A 14,878-nucleotide genomic window follows, 5' to 3' on the forward strand; every position below is an offset into this window, starting at 1 on the left:
CCCGCTCGCAGCGACCGCGGCAGGCGCAGGCCGAACGATTCGGGGCGTGAGCCGCGCTCGCAGCCTGACGTCCCGCCCTTCAACGCACCGCCGGCTCCTGCCAATCCGATCCATGCGGCCCGTCCGCGGCCTTCTCCCGAGCCGTCCGGCTCCACTCGGGCTCCTCGCGCCAACGCCGCGTACTGCGCTGGAAGAACTGGCTGTTGGGCACCTGCAGCACCGTGTCCTCGCCGCTGGCATGGCTTTCCTGCAGCGTGGTGAAGATGAAATTGATATCGACCACCCGCCCGCGCAGCCCCGGCTTGTCGCCGCCCTCCAGCACCTCGATGTAGTCGTACAGCCGGAACGGCCGCGTGGTCAAAATCAGCAACGCGCAGAAAATATTCGACAGCACGCTCCACGCCGCGAAGAACGCCACCGCGCCGACCGCGACGAACCCGGTCAACGTCGTCCACACCACCGAGCCCTCGATCCCCAAGCGATTGAGCAACAACAGCAACGCCGCGATATAGATCAGCGTGTTCAATACCCGCCGCACCCCGATCGCGAACGCCGGCGCCAGCTCGTAACGCGTCGACAGCCGCCGCAGCAGATGCCGCAGCAGCGTGGTCAGCAGCCACGCCCCGGCCAGAATGGCCAGCGCTTCGCCGAGTCTCGCGGCGATGTAGGCGGCGTGGGCGATGGTGGGGGACATGCGGGTTCGGCCTTTGACTGCGGATACGGCCGAGCAGTGTACGAAGCCGGGAGTTAGCGCGCCGTGCCGGAGTGGGCAGGAGCCTGATGGCGACGCGTCTGCACCTGAGCGCCGTCTTCGTGTCGCCAAGGCGGCGCCGATGGCCTATGAGTCGCTCGGCCGTTTAGCCTGGACCCGGCGACCTATCGGCAGCGTCATGCGGATGCTGGTTCATTGCCCGCATGAAACCCGCGGCCCGCCATGGCGCGAGCTGCGCCGGATGGCTATTGGTCGATACGTTGATAGGCATCCAGAATCGCGTCCCTGAATTCCGCAGGCAGGGCGTCATAGTCCTGGGCGCGGTCCGCCAGCTTCTGGTCCAAGTCGGTATGCGTATCGAGCCCCGAAGCCACCGCGCGCAGCACCAGCAGGGTGCAGGCGGTGAATTCTCGTTCGTGCCCTGGTTTCAATGACTGCGCGCACAGCTCGATCACCTCGTAGGGATGCCAGTGCTGCCCCCGCGTCAGGACACCGTGTTGTACGTCGATAAGCTGTTTCAGCGCGTCCCGATGCCGCTCGACATCGCTGCCGTAGTCGCTTTCGGCAATGAAGCTGAGTTCGGCGTGGTTGAGCGATTTCAAGAGGTCGTCGAGCATGGTTTCGAACGTCTGTGTCCAAGGTCAAGCGGTTGATGGCACGGCATCGGATCAAAGCAAGGCTCAAAGCTGGTTTGTCGTTACCAAGCCATGTTGAGCGAACGCTACTCGATCCTGCAAAAATTAACCGATGCAACCCTCATTCGAGCCGAGGCGTTTGCGCGGGTCGATGGCGGACCGGGTACGCGGCGGCGGGCGGATGGTTCGCGTGCCGGCCGCGGCGCACGGGCCTTTACGACTCATGGCCCGGCACCCGAACGTCCAGGTAGTGCAGCAGATCGCCGGCCGCGTCGTTCGCATGGCCTCGCACATAGGCGCTCTCGTCCTGCAGCGCGGCGGCTATCAGGGGAACGACGGTTGCCGCGTCGATGCGGCGGCAAGTACGCGCGAGATGGCCGAATCCCAGGACGGCGTTGCCCCTGACATTGACATGCGGATGCGATGCCAACGAGATGCAGATCGCCTGAGACCACTGGAAGTCCGGCGGGTCCATGCTGATCACGATGGGCACGTACAAAAGTTCATCGGGTACACCGCGCGCGATCACTGCGGCGACGTCCTGCTCCGTCCATCCGTCTTGAAACGGGCCCATTGTTCGATCGCGTCCTGATGCGGGACCGAGAGGTCGTTTGGTCTCAGGTGCTTGTGAGCATTCTGGCATGGGTCGGATCCGGCGTTCGACATTGTCGGCGCCGAGTGAAGATTCGGCGTTTATCCCATGCGTGCTGCGCGGCGTATTTCAGGTCCAGCTAGCTTTCCTTCGATACCCTGGGACCAACCTTGCGAAGTGGAGGTCTGTATGTCCGCCGACACCAAGACGCCGTTGGATCATGTCAACGCGACGCTGAATCAGCTCAAGGAAATGCGGCATTACTCCAAGAACTATGTGGAGCAGTTGACCGCGCAGTGGCTGCTGTTCGATGGGGAACTGTCGAAGTTGAAGCAGGCCGAGCGGATCGAGGAACTGATGACGCGCCAGGGCGAGTTGTACGACGCGCTGGAGGCGGAGATCGCGGAGCTGGAGGAAGTCGCGGTCTCATTGCAGCCGATGGCTGAGGACGCGGCGGGGACGGTGCATTAACAAGCCCCGCGCTTGCTTGCCTCGGTGGCTAAGCCATGCCTTTGGATCGAAACCACGACGGCCGGAACAGCGCGAGCTTTTCCGGCCGTCCTGATGTGGGCCAAGCGGGCGCGGGATCCGGACTTTTGGTTAGCGTCGATACGCTCACGCATCGGCCGAGCTCGGCGCCACGCAAGCCGCATCGGCGACCGCATCGGTAAGTTTGGGAGTTCGCCCGGATCGAGTGAGTCGCCGTTCGCGGCGCTCCGGGGCTGCGCGGCAGCCTGTTCATCCGGGCTGGGCGAACCGAGAAGAAAAACATCGGTCCCTGCCCCTACCAACATCTTACTCCCCTGGGGGCTTGCGGCAAGCCCCGGGGCGTGGTGCTCAATCGCCCACCTGACTTGGCCGGTGGATCGGGAGGGTGCGATGAACAGGTTGTCGTTGAAGTACGGGCCGCGTGGGTGGGTTGAGGTCGCGGCGGGAGGAGTGCGACGGTCGCGGGCGGTCGACGCCGTGGCTTGCGAGGTTCGGGCGGCGCGCGCCGCGCTGTTTACGGGAGCGTCGCGATGAACGTGCATGCGGTGGTGATCGTGGGCGGCGGCCCGACCGGGCTGATGCTGGCGGGCGAGTTGGCGCTGGCGGGCGTGGATGTCGCGGTGGTCGAGCGGCGCGCCACGCAGGAACTGGCCGGGTCGCGCGCGGGCGGGCTGCATGCGCGCACGCTGGAGATGTTCGATCAGCGCGGCATCGTCGATCGGTTTCTCGCCGAAGGGCAGAAGGCGCAAGTCGCGGGGTTCGCCGGGGTCAAGCTGGACATCAGCGCGTTTCCGACCCGGCACAATTACGGGCTCGGGCTGTGGCAGAACCATATCGAACGCATTCTCGCCGGCTGGGTCGGCGAGTTGCCGGTGACGTTCTATCGCGAACGCGAGGTACTGGGGTTCGCGCAGGACGACAGCGGGGTCGACATCGTCATGTCCGACGGCAAGTCCTTGCGTTCGCAGTACATGATCGGTTGCGACGGCGGACGCAGCCGCGTGCGCAAGATCGCCGGCATCGATTTTCCCGGTTGGGACCCGACCATCAGCAGTCTGATCGCCGAGGTCGAGATGACCCAGACGCCGGAATTGGGCGTGCATCGCAGCGAACTGGGCGTGCATGCGTTCGGGCGGACCGAATACGAGATCCGCGACGGCCAGGTGATCTACAAGGACGAGGGGCCGATCAAGGTGATGGTCACCGAGGCGAGCGTCTCGGCGACGAACGATGAGCCGACCTTGGACGATCTGAGCCGGGCGTTGATCGCTGCATGCGGGACCGATTACGGCGCGCACAGCCCCACCTGGATTTCGCGTTTCACCGACGTGAGCCGGCAGGCGGCGACGTATCGCAGCGGACGCGTGCTGTTGGCGGGCGATGCGGCGCATGTGCATGCGCCCGATGGCGGTCATGGCTTGCAGACCGGCGTGCAGGACGCGATGAATCTGGGCTGGAAGCTGGCTCAGGTGATCAAGGGTACGTCGCCGGACAGTCTGCTCGACAGCTATCACGCCGAGCGGCATCCGGTCGCGGCGCGGGTGCTGCGCAATACGATGGCCTCGACCGCGTTGCGCCCGGCGGATGCGCGCACGACGGCGTTGCGCGACACGGTGGCCGAACTGCTCGGCATGGATGAGCCGTACCGGCGATTCGCCGCGATGATGACGGGGCTGGATATCCGCTACGACTTCGGCGAGGGGCATCCCTTGCTTGGGCGGCGCATGCCGGATCTGGATCTGGTGACTGCCGGGGGGCCGTTGCGTGTTTACCGCTTGCTGCACGGTGCGCGACCGGTGCTGATCAACTTCGGCGAGGCCGGTGGTTTCGATAGTTCGGGTTGGGCCGATCGGGTGCAGGCGATCGATGCCGGGTACGCGGGGGCTTGGGAGTTGCCCGCGCTTGGCGTGGTCGCCGCGCCTACGGCCGTGTTGGTTCGACCGGATGGGTATGTGGCCTGGGTAGGCGAGGGAAGTTGGCGGGGGCTGGCGGATGCGTTGACCGCGTGGTTTGGGGCGCCTGCGGCCGTTTAGTGAGATCGGTCTGGCCGATGCGTGCGGTTGTTGAGATGCGTGTCGCTGCAGGCTAGATCTCATGCATAGGGCACAGTTCCGACTGTAGGAGCGGCGCGAGCCGCGACCGCGACATCGCGCTTACGTCGCATCTGTGGTGTCGCGGTCGCGGCTCGCGCCGCTCCTACAGGGGGAAACGAAACGGCCGGGAACGTGGAGGTGCTTCCGGCCGTGCGGGCTTGAGGTTCTCGGTAAAAGTTGAGGCCATGGTGCCGACTGTAGGACGGCGTCTTATTGGATTTCTTCGGTCATTAGCCGCGAGCGGACATCGCGCCTACGTCGTATTTGTATTGTCGCGGTCGCGGCTCGCGCCGCTCCTACAGGGGGAAACGAAACGGCCGGGAGAGCGGGGCTCTTCCGGCCGTTTTTTTGTCGCGATGGATGGGGCTCAGGATTTCGCGGCTTGTTGCTCGCGTTCGATCGCGCGCCAGCCGATGTCGTTGCGGTGGAACTCGCCATCCCAGCCGATCTTCGCCAATGCGGCGTAGGCTTCGCGCTGCGCCTGAGCGACGTCGTCGCCCAGCGCGCACACGCACAGCACGCGGCCGCCGGCGGTCAGCACTTCGCCGTTCGGGCCGAGCTTGGTGCCGGCCTGGAAGACCTTCGCGTGGGCGGGCTGCGCCGCGTCCAGGCCGTGGATGACGTCGCCGGCCTTCGGGGTGTCCGGGTAGTTCGCCGCGGCCATCACCACGCCGAGCGAGGGACGCGGGTTCCATTGCGCTTGCGTGGTGTCGAGCTTGCCGTCGAGCGCGGCTTCGACCAGGTCGAGCAGGTCGGAGTCCAGACGCAGCATCACCGGCTGAGTTTCCGGGTCGCCGAAGCGCACGTTGAATTCGATGACTTTCGGCGCGCCGTGCGCGTCGATCATCAGGCCGGCGTAGAGGAAACCGGTGAACGGCACGCCGTCGGCGATCATGCCGTCGACGGTCGGCATCACCACTTCGCGCATCACGCGCGCGTGCACTTCGGGCGTCACCACCGGCGCGGGCGAGTAGGCGCCCATGCCGCCGGTGTTGGGGCCGGTGTCGCCGTCGAACACGCGCTTGTGGTCTTGCGAGGTCGCCATCGGCAGCGCGTGCTTGCCGTCGACCATGGAGATGAAGCTGGCTTCTTCGCCGTCGAGAAATTCCTCGATCACCACGCGCGCGCCGGCGGCGCCGAAGGCGTTGCCCGAGAGCATGTCGGTGACCGCGGCTTCGGCTTCGTCCAGGGTCATCGCCACGATCACGCCCTTGCCGGCGGCCAGGCCATCGGCCTTGACCACGATCGGCGCGCCTTTCTCGCGAACATAGGCCAGCGCGGCGTCGACGTCGGTGTGCACGGCGTAGTACGCGGTCGGGATGCCGTGGCGGGCGAGGAAGTCCTTGGCGTAAGCCTTGCTGCCTTCGAGCTGGGCGGCGGCGGCGGTCGGTCCGAAGATGCGCAGGCCGGCGGCGCGGAAGCGGTCGACCACGCCAGCCACCAGCGGGGCTTCGGGGCCCACTACGGTCAGCGCGACGTTTTCGTCGGCGACCAGCTGGAGCAGGCCGTCGATGTCGGTGGCGGCCACGGCGACATTGCGGCAACGTCCCTCGTGCGCGGTGCCGGCGTTGCCGGGCGCGACCAGCACTTCGTCGATGCGCGGCGACTGGGCGAGCTTCCAGGCCAGCGCGTGTTCGCGCCCGCCGGAACCGATGACGAGGACTTTCATGGATGCTCCTGGCCACGACGGGCCGCGATGGCGTGGGGTACGCGGATTGGAGATTTTACGCGAGTGTGGGTGGGGTTGAGTGTCGGGCATCGGGAATGCGATGTGGGCGAGGTGGCGCGGTCGCGGCTTGCGCCGCTCCTACAGGGGGCGGTTGTAGCCGCGAAGTCCGACTGTAGGAGCGGCGCGAGCCGCGACCGCGACACTCGCCAGCGACGCGATCAGGATGTCGCAGCCGCAACTTGGATTACCGGATCGTCGACCCGGACACGATCACGCCATCCTTGCGCATCCGCCCGATCGCCAGATCCGCCAGGCTGTCCCACAACGGCGGCGGCAGCCGGTTCTTGCGCAGATGCCACAGCAAGGCGATGGACTGCGAACGACCTTCGCGCCAGGTGAGCGTCGCGCGCCAGGACGGTTGCAGGGTTTTCGGGTCCAGCAGTTCGACCCGGTAATGCTGCTCGCTGACGCTGCGGCCGTCGTACTGCAGGTCCTGCAGCGCGACCCGCAGCACCGGCGCGTTGAATTCGCGCAGGCGCTGCATGGTTTGCGCCTGGTACTGCGCGGCGGCATCGCGATCGGCGGCGCGGGTGGTCTGGCCGAAACGTTCTTCGTCGCTGCGCGCGGCGAATTCGCGGGTGGTGTAGCCCAACTGGTCGAACCGTCTGGCCAGCGCGCGCGCGACCTGCACGGTGTAGTCGCGGCGCAGGCCGGCGCCGATTTCCAGCGACACGTCGGGTTCGACCACCAGCACCGCGACCGACGATCCATCGATGCGATAGTCGCCGAGCGTTTCGCTGTCGACCGCCTGCCGGCGCGTGTACTGCCATGCGCCCCAGATCGCCATCACCGCGAGCAACACCGCGATCACCGTGAGCTTGCGCGCGATCGAACGGCCGAGATTGCGGCCCAACGACGGCCGCTCGCTCAGGCCGGTCGCAGCATCGAGCTCGGCCCTGGGCCCGGCGGCGCCCGACCTGGACGCGCCGGGCTTGGAGGAGTCGGAATCAGAAGGATCGGACATAAGCGATCAAGCGCCGCCGCGAGCGCCGAAGCGATCGCGGCCGCGCCAAGCTTCAACCTCAATGACGGAAATGACGCACGCCGGTGAACACCATCGCCAGCCCGTGCTCGTCGGCGGCGGCGATCACTTCGTTGTCGCGCATCGAGCCGCCCGGCTGGATCACCGCCTTGATGCCGGCCGCGGCCGCGGCGTCGATGCCGTCGCGGAACGGGAAGAACGCATCCGACGCCATCACCGAGCCCGGCACGACCAGGCCGGCTTCCTCGGCCTTGAGCGCGGCGATCTTGGCGCTGACCACGCGGCTCATCTGGCCGGCGCCGATGCCGATGCTGCGGTGATCGCGCGCATAGACGATGGCGTTGGACTTGACGAACTTGGCGATGCGCCAGGCGAACAGCAGGTCGCTGAGCTGGGCCTCGGTCGGGGCGAGCTTGCTGACCACTTTCAACTCGTCGCGGCCTACTTCGCGCAGGTCGGCGCTCTGCACCAGCAGGCCCGAGCCGATGCGCTTGATGTCCTGCAAGTTGCGGCCGGCGCCGTGCGGGATGCGCAGCACGCGCACGTTGGCCTTCTTCCTGGCGTAGTCGATCGCCGCGTCGTCGTAATCCGGCGCGATCAGCACCTCGACGAACTGGCGGTCGAGGATGACCTTGGCGGTGGCCGCGTCGAGCTTGGTGTTGAAGGCGATGATGCCGCCGAACGCCGAGGTCGGGTCGGTCGCATACGCCAGCTCGTAGGCGTCGCCGCAGGCCACGCCCTGGGCCACGCCGCAGGGGTTGGCGTGCTTGACGATCACGCAGGCCGGGGTTTCGAACTGGCGAACGCATTCCCAGGCCGCGTCGGCGTCGGCGAGGTTGTTGTAGCTCAGCTCCTTGCCCTGCAACTGGGTGAAGGTGGCCAGGGTGCCGGGCAGCGGGTTGACGTCGCGGTAGAACGCGCCGAGCTGGTGCGGGTTTTCGCCGTAGCGCAGGTCCATGACCTTGACGAAGCTGGCGTTGTGCTGCGCAGGGAAGGCCTGCGCGCTGCCGTCCTCGGCGATCGCCGAGAGGTGATTGCTGATCGCCGCGTCGTACTGGGCGACGCGGTTGAACGCGGCCACCGACAGGGCGAAGCGGGTCTTGCCGCTGAGCGCGCCGTCGTTGCCGTTCAATTCCTCGATCAGGCCGGCGTATTGCGCCGGGTCGGTCGCGACCGCGACCCGGGCGAAGTTCTTCGCCGCCGAGCGCAGCATCGCCGGGCCGCCGATGTCGATGTTCTCGATGATGTCGTCGAAGCTGCTGGCGGGGTTGGCGGCGACTTTCTCGAACGGGTACAGGTTCAACACCAGCAGGTCGATCGCGGCGATGCCGTGCTGGGCCATCACTGCGTCGTCGGTGCCGGCGCGGCCGAGCAGGCCGCCGTGGACCAGCGGATGCAGGGTCTTGACCCGGCCGTCCATCATTTCCGGGAAGCCGGTGACCTCGGACACGTCGCGCACGGCCAGGCCGGCGTCGCGGATGGCCTTGGCGGTGCCGCCGGTGGACAGCAGTTCGACCCCGCGCGCGGCCAGGGCCTGGGCGAGTTCGATGAGGCCGGTCTTGTCGGACACGGACAGCAGGGCGCGGCGGATGTGAACCGGCGTGCCGGTCGAGGTATCGGAGGTCATTCGGGGAAGGGGGCAGCGGAAGGCGCGGGAATTATAGCGGGGGTGGGCCGCCGGGCCGGCCCGTTCAGGCCCGGATCGCGCATCTTCGGCCACCGTGGCCCGGCAATCGCGACGCCGACGGCGCCGCGCGGCCGGCGTCGGCACCGCCACGCTGATCCGGCGGGCCAGTATTTCGATACCGCGCGCATCCGTGGGCACGGGGACCGCGATCGTTGTCCGCAGCCGCTAAGCTGATCGGCGATGCCCGCGAGGGCTTTGGGAACGCACAGGGAATGGCTTCGATCTACGCTTTGAAAGGACGCTTCCAGGGGCTGCTGCGGCCGCTGGTGCGACGCCTGCACGCGCTGGGCGTCACCGCCAATCAAGTCACCACCGCGGCGGCGGCGGTCTCGCTCGGCGTGGCCGTGCTGGTGTACTGGGCCGCGCCGGCGCGGCCGTGGCTGTTCGCGCTGCTGCCGTTGTGGATGTTCGCGCGCATGGCGATGAACGCCATCGACGGCATGCTGGCGCGCGAGTTCGGCCAGCAGTCGCGGCTGGGCGCTTACCTCAACGAACTGTGCGATGTGGTGTCCGACAGCGCCTTGTACCTGGCCTTGTTCGCGGTCGCCGGCCTGCATCCGGCGCCGTTGCTGGCGTTCGTGCTGCTGGCGGCGTTGACCGAATACGCCGGCGTGCTCGGGCCGATGATCGGCGCGCCGCGTCGCTACGACGGGCCGATGGGCAAGAGCGACCGCGCGTTCGTGGTCGGTTTGCTAGGCGTATTGCTCGCGCTGGGCTGGATCGGCGCGCGCGGTACGGAACTGATGTTGATCGTCGCCGGTCTGCTGTGCGTGTTGACCGTGGTGCGCCGCGTGCGCGCCGGTTTGCGGCATGATGCCGCGCAGGACGCCGCAGTACCGCAACAAGGAGAAGGTTGATGAGGGAAGTACAGGAACGCCAGTTCGCCAGTTTCGACGGCACTTCGTTGTTCTATCGCTATTGGCCCGCGAGCGCGCCGGCCGCCGGCCAGCCGCGCCGCGCGATCGTGCTGCTGCATCGCGGCCACGAACATTCCGGCCGGGTCCAGCATCTGGTCGCCGAGTTGGGCATGGAGGACGCCGATTTCTTCGCCTGGGACGCGCGCGGCAACGGCCGTTCGCCCGGCGAGCGCGGCGATGCGCCCGGTTTCGATGCGCTGGTGCGCGACCTGGACCGCTTCGTCGCCCATATCGGCGCCAGCCACGGCATCGCGGTCGAAGACACCGCGCTGATCGCGCAGAGTGTCGGCGCGGTGGTCGCCGCGACCTGGGTCCACGACTACGCGCCGCGCCTGCGCGCGCTGGTGCTGGCCTCGCCGGCGTTCAAGGTCAAGCTGTACGTGCCGCTGGCGGTGCCGGGCCTGAAGCTGATGCAGAAGCTGCGCGGCAATTTCTTCGTCAACAGCTATGTCAAGCCGCAGTGGTTGACGCACGATCCGGAGCGGGTCGAGAGCTATCGTACCGATCCGTTGATTACCCGGCCGATTTCGGTGCGGGTGTTGTTGGGGCTGTACGAGACTTCGGACCGTATCGTGGCCGATGCGCAGGCGATCACGGTGCCGACGCAACTCTTGGTCTCGGGTTCGGATTTCGTCGTCCACCGCGGCCCGCAGGACCGGTTCTACGAGCGGCTGGGATCGGAAATCAAGGAACGCCACCTGCTGCAGGGCTTCTATCACGACACCCTGGGCGAGAAGGGCCGGGTCGCCGCGATCAACCGCATCCGCGCCTTCGTGCAGGCGCGTTTCGCCGAGCCGCTGCGCCGCGCCGATCTGCTCGACGCGCACCGTCACGGCCCGAGCTTCGAGGAATCGGAAAAACTCTCGTGGCCGCCGGAACGCTGGTCGCTGGCGGATCTGCGCTGGCGCTTCACCCGCGCCGGGCTGCGCTTCGGCGGCAAGTTCTCCGAGGGCATCAAACTCGGCCTGGACACCGGCTTCGATTCGGGCAGCAGCCTGGACTACGTCTACCGCGACGAGGCGCGCGGCAAAGGGCCGCTGGGCCGGATGATCGATCGCAATTATCTCGACGCGATCGGCTGGCGCGGCATCCGCGTGCGCCGCACCCATCTGCACGAGCTGTTGCGCGAAGCGATGCGGCGCCTGCGCGCGGCCTCGTTGCCGGTGCATGCGGTCGATATCGCCGCCGGTCACGGCCGCTATGCGCTCGAAGCGCTGGCCGGCGGCACCGAGCGCGCCGATTCGATCCGTCTGCGCGATTACAGCGAGCTCAACGTCGACAAGGGCCGCGCCTTGATCGACACCCTCGGCGCCCGCGCGCTCGCGCGCTTCGATCAGGGCGACGCGTTCGACCGCAACGCGCTGGCCGCGCTCGATCCGCGCCCGACCCTGGCGGTGGTGTCGGGCCTGTACGAACTGTTTCCCGACAACGCGCTGGTGCGGCGCTCGCTCGAAGGCCTGGCCGCGGCGGTGCCGCCGGGCGGTTTCATCGTCTACACCGGCCAGCCCTGGCATCCGCAGCTGGAGTTCATCGCCCGCGCGCTGACCAGCCACCGCGGCGGCGAGGCCTGGGTGATGCGCCGGCGCAGCCAGCAGGAAATGGACGATCTGGTGCGCGCGGCGGGTTTCGTCAAGATCGATCAGCGCATCGACGCCTGGGGCATCTTCACCGTATCGCTGGCGCAGCGGGTCGACGCATGACCGCTGCGACCGCGCGGCGTCCGTGGGGGCGGGCGCTGCTGTGGCTGATCTTCCTCGGGCCGCTGTTCTTTCTGAGCTACGGCTACGCCAACTCGGTCGCGGCCGCGCGCGTCGTCGTGCCCAGCATCGTGTTCGACTGGGAACGGGCGATGCCGTTCTGGGCCTGGACCATCGTGCCGTACTGGTCGATCGACCTGTTCTACGGGATATCGCTGTTCGTCTGCCGCGACCGGCGCGAGCTCGATACCCAGGCCTTGCGCCTGCTGAGCGCGCAGGTCGTCGCGATCTCGTGTTTCCTGTTGCTCCCGCTGCATTTCAGTTTCACCCGTCCGGAGACGGGCGGCGTGTTCGGTTGGTTGTTCGATGTGCTGCTGGGCTTCGACAAACCGTTCAATCAGGCGCCGTCGCTGCACATCGTGCTATTGATCGTGCTGTGGGTGCGTTTCGCTCAGCACCTGGGCGGCGTGTGGCGCTGGATGTTGCACCTGTGGTTCGCGCTGATCGGCTTGTCGGTGTTGACCACCTATCAGCATCACTTCATCGACCTGCCCACCGGTGTGCTGGCCGGTTGGCTGTGCGTGTGGCTGTGGCCGGAACGCGCCGTCGCGCCGTGGCGGCATGCGGCGCTGACGCGCGATCCGCAGCGCTGGAAGCTCGCGCTGATCTATCTGGCCGGCGCCAGTGCCTGTGCGTATGCCGCGATCGCGCTGGGCGGGGCCGCGTTGTGGCTGCTGTGGCCGGCGCTGTCGTTGCTGCTGGTGGCGCTGAACTACGCGGTCCTCGGCGCGGACGGCTTCCAGAAACGCGACGACGGCCGTCTGAGCACGGCCGCGTGCTGGCTGTATGCGCCGTACCTGCTGGGCGCGTGGCTCAATTCGCGCTGGTGGACGCGCAACGCGCCGCAGCCGGTGTGGGTGATCGACGAAGTCTGGCTGGGTCGGGTGCCCGGCCGCGACGAACGCGATGGCTATGCGCGGGTGATCGATGTCAGCGCGGAACTACCGTTGCGGTCGTGGCGATCGGGCGACGTGGTCAGGCCGATGCTGGATCTGGTCGCGCCGAGCGCTGAGCAGTTGCGCCAAGCCGCCATCGATATTGAATCGCTGCGGGGGCACGGCGAGATTTTGGTCTGCTGCGCCCTGGGCTACTCGCGCAGCGCCGCCGCGGTCGCGGCGTGGCTGCTGCACAGCGGACGCGCGGCCACGGTGGACGAAGCGATCGCGATCCTGCGCAAGGCGCGGCCGGCGATCGTGCTGCGCGACCGGCATCGGCGCGCGCTGGGATTGATGACGCGCGCAGCGGCGACGGCGCGTACGCAGGTTCCAGACGGACACATCGCATGAGCGATCCGCAAACGCCGCCGCCTTCGAGTGGCGATCCCATCGCGACGACGGCTTTCGACCTGCGCGCGATGGCCTCGCTGCTGGCGCAGGGGCGGCATCTGCGCAACGTCTCGCTGATCGTGCTGGCGGCCACGCTGCTGGGTCTGGTGTGGCCCGACGCGGGCGCGGATGCCATGCCGGCGTGGTGGCTGCTGAGCCTGTGCGCCGGGCTGGCGCAGTTGTATTACGCGGTGCGGGTGGATTTCGACGCGAGGTTGCTGGCCGCGTTGGCCGATCACGGCGATGACGCCAACGCCGACCTGCACGCCGCGCGACGCCTGGACGCGAGCTTGATCGCGCTGGAGCTGTTGCCGCGCGACCGCGCCGGTCGCGACTGGCCGGCGCGCTGGCGCGGCGCGCGCGGCCTGCTGCGCAATCAAGCGTTGTGCCTGCTGGCCCAATTGGCGATGCTGGTCGCGGCCTATGGGCGAGTGTGGCTATGAGCGAAACGGGGATGGACGATAACGTGTGGACCGCGCCGCGGCGCGCGCTGTGGCAACGCCTGCACCAATACCAATTCGGCGGCGAACACCACGAAGCCTTTCTGACCTGCGTCGCCCACGCCTGCCAGACCACGCGCGAGGGCGCGCAGGCGGCGCTGGAGGAATACCGGCGGTTCTGTTTTCTGGCGATTTCCGCCGGCCATCCGGTCACGCCGAGCGAGCTGATCGATCAGGTCTGGCACGCGCATATGACCGACACCCGCGACTACTGGCAACGCTTTTGTCCGCAGGTGCTCGAACAATCGCTGCACCACGCGCCCTCGCTCGGCGGCGCGCAGGAACAAGAACGGCATCAACAGCAGTACCGCGAGACCTATATCAGCTACGAGCGCTTCTTCGGCGATCCGCCGGCGGCGCAATGGCCGTATCCGACGCTGTCGCGCGCGGCGCAGGTCGCCACTCACGAGCCGCAATCGGGCCGGCGCACGCCGTTGCGGTTCGTCACGCCCTGGACCTTGCCGCCTCGCGGGGTCGGCCGGTGGGCATGGATATGGAGCGGCGCCTGCGCCGCGGCGTATGTGTGGGGTGTATCGGTGTCGGCGGACTACGACCCGCTGCAATGGCGCGGCTATCAGTTTCTCGCGTTCTACATCGCCGCGATCGGCTGCGTGTTCGCGGTCGGCGGTGCATTGGAGCGACGCGTGCGCGGCGCCAACCGGCGCGGCAGCGTCCAAGGCGGCGACCCGGTCGAACTGGGTTTTCTTGCCGCGGGCACCGAACGCGCCGCGGACGTGGCGATCGTCGAACTGCTCGACCGCGATGCCTTGCGCCTGGATTTCGCCGGTCACGCCCGCGATGCGGCGCGCACCGGCGCCTGGCTGCGCGCGAACCCGGACGGCGGCAAGCAGCCTCTTCCCGAATCGCTGCGCGAGGCGATGTGGATCGTGCAGCGCCGGCAGAATCTCGACGATGCCCTCGGCGCGCTCAAGCAGCATTACGACGGACTGGGCGAGCACCTGCAGCGCAAGGGCTGGTGGATGAGTTCGGGGCAGGCCTTAGGCGCGCGACTGGTCGGCACGCTGCCGATCATCGCCTTGGCCGGGTTCGGCCTGTGCAAGATTTTTATCGGCGTGGAGCGCGGCAAGCCGGTGGGCTTCCTGGTGGTACTGACTGCGTTCGCGGGTGTGTTGGCGTTGGTCCGCTGGGCCTTCGCCAAGCGGCGTTCGCGCGCCGGTGATTGGGCGCTGCACGATGCCGACCGCGCCTTGGCCAAGCGCCGCGAATCCAGCGACGTCGAGGCCGGCGCGCGGGTCGCGTTGATGGGCACGGCGGGCCTGCTCGACAGCGCGCTGGCCGATTACCACATCCTGCGCACGCCGGTGTCCAGCAGCAGCGACGGCAGCGGCGGCAGCAGCAGTTGCGGCAGCAGTAGCAACAGCAGTAGCAACAGCAGCGACAGCGGCGGCAGCAGTTGCGGGTCCAGCGGCTGCGGCGGTTGCGGCGGCGGTGGCGATTGA

General features: G+C 67.8%; 13 protein-coding genes. 7 read left to right on the top strand and 6 right to left on the bottom strand.

The window, feature by feature from the left end; genetic code table 11:
* Nucleotides 1-79 precede the first annotated feature (79 nt).
* From IEQ11_RS03755 to IEQ11_RS03765, 3 genes are all read right to left on the bottom strand, one after another.
* Complete coding sequence (locus tag IEQ11_RS03755; RefSeq protein ID WP_082723579.1) at nucleotides 80-694, bottom strand: mechanosensitive ion channel domain-containing protein; 615 nt, start codon at nucleotides 692-694, stop codon at nucleotides 80-82.
* A gap of 263 nt (nucleotides 695-957) precedes the next feature.
* A complete protein-coding gene (locus IEQ11_RS03760; RefSeq protein ID WP_191821807.1) occupies nucleotides 958-1,329 on the bottom strand; it encodes a hypothetical protein in 372 nt (123 codons plus the stop codon).
* Nucleotides 1,330-1,561: 232 nt separating this feature from the next.
* Complete coding sequence (locus IEQ11_RS03765) at nucleotides 1,562-1,921, bottom strand: hypothetical protein (RefSeq protein WP_191821808.1); 360 nt, start codon at nucleotides 1,919-1,921, stop codon at nucleotides 1,562-1,564.
* A 207-nt stretch (nucleotides 1,922-2,128) separates the two neighbouring features.
* Here IEQ11_RS03765 and IEQ11_RS03770 point away from each other — a divergent pair, with 207 nt between their 5' ends.
* Both IEQ11_RS03770 and IEQ11_RS03775 read left to right on the top strand, forming a co-directional pair.
* Entirely contained in the window at nucleotides 2,129-2,410 is a 282-nt protein-coding gene (locus tag IEQ11_RS03770; protein ID WP_191821809.1) for a hypothetical protein, read from the top strand.
* A gap of 548 nt (nucleotides 2,411-2,958) precedes the next feature.
* Nucleotides 2,959-4,461: an FAD-dependent monooxygenase gene (locus IEQ11_RS03775; RefSeq protein ID WP_191821810.1), complete on the top strand. Its 1,503-nt coding sequence runs from the start codon at nucleotides 2,959-2,961 to the stop codon at nucleotides 4,459-4,461.
* 427 nt (nucleotides 4,462-4,888) lie between these two features.
* Here IEQ11_RS03775 and purD read toward each other — a convergent pair whose 3' ends face one another.
* From purD to purH, 3 genes are all read right to left on the bottom strand, one after another.
* Nucleotides 4,889-6,190, bottom strand: coding sequence for a phosphoribosylamine--glycine ligase (gene purD, locus IEQ11_RS03780; protein WP_046660070.1), 1,302 nt, complete (start codon nucleotides 6,188-6,190; stop codon nucleotides 4,889-4,891).
* Between the two features lie 244 nt (nucleotides 6,191-6,434).
* On the bottom strand, nucleotides 6,435-7,214 hold the full coding sequence (locus tag IEQ11_RS03785) for a hypothetical protein (protein ID WP_191821746.1): 780 nt from the start codon (nucleotides 7,212-7,214) through the stop codon (nucleotides 6,435-6,437).
* A gap of 58 nt (nucleotides 7,215-7,272) precedes the next feature.
* Nucleotides 7,273-8,859 carry a bifunctional phosphoribosylaminoimidazolecarboxamide formyltransferase/IMP cyclohydrolase gene (gene purH, locus IEQ11_RS03790; protein WP_191821745.1) on the bottom strand — a complete coding sequence of 529 codons (1,587 nt, stop codon included), beginning with the start codon at nucleotides 8,857-8,859 and terminating at the stop codon, nucleotides 7,273-7,275.
* A 272-nt stretch (nucleotides 8,860-9,131) separates the two neighbouring features.
* On the opposite strand from purH, the gene IEQ11_RS03795 reads away from it, so the two are divergent.
* Genes IEQ11_RS03795 through IEQ11_RS03815 form a run of 5 tightly spaced genes read left to right on the top strand, consistent with a single transcriptional unit; the run spans nucleotide 9,132 to nucleotide 14,878 of the window.
* A complete protein-coding gene (locus tag IEQ11_RS03795; protein WP_191821744.1) occupies nucleotides 9,132-9,776 on the top strand; it encodes a CDP-alcohol phosphatidyltransferase family protein in 645 nt (214 codons plus the stop codon).
* The gene (locus IEQ11_RS03800) at nucleotides 9,776-11,536 is read left to right on the top strand and encodes a bifunctional alpha/beta hydrolase/class I SAM-dependent methyltransferase (RefSeq protein ID WP_191821743.1); all 1,761 of its coding nucleotides are present in this window, start codon (nucleotides 9,776-9,778) and stop codon (nucleotides 11,534-11,536) included. The genes IEQ11_RS03795 and IEQ11_RS03800 overlap by 1 nt, the downstream gene beginning before the upstream one ends.
* Nucleotides 11,533-12,879, top strand: a complete 1,347-nt coding sequence (locus tag IEQ11_RS03805; RefSeq protein ID WP_191821742.1) for a phosphatase PAP2/dual specificity phosphatase family protein — start codon at nucleotides 11,533-11,535, stop codon at nucleotides 12,877-12,879. Before IEQ11_RS03800 ends, IEQ11_RS03805 begins: the two co-directional genes overlap by 4 nt.
* Nucleotides 12,876-13,361, top strand: a complete 486-nt coding sequence (locus IEQ11_RS03810; protein WP_191821741.1) for a hypothetical protein — start codon at nucleotides 12,876-12,878, stop codon at nucleotides 13,359-13,361. The genes IEQ11_RS03805 and IEQ11_RS03810 overlap by 4 nt, the downstream gene beginning before the upstream one ends.
* Before the next feature lie 11 nt (nucleotides 13,362-13,372).
* The gene (locus IEQ11_RS03815) at nucleotides 13,373-14,878 is read left to right on the top strand and encodes a TIGR04222 domain-containing membrane protein (RefSeq protein WP_191821740.1); all 1,506 of its coding nucleotides are present in this window, start codon (nucleotides 13,373-13,375) and stop codon (nucleotides 14,876-14,878) included.

This window comes from Lysobacter capsici, from assembly GCF_014779555.2.
GTDB classification, from domain to species: domain Bacteria; phylum Pseudomonadota; class Gammaproteobacteria; order Xanthomonadales; family Xanthomonadaceae; genus Lysobacter; species Lysobacter capsici.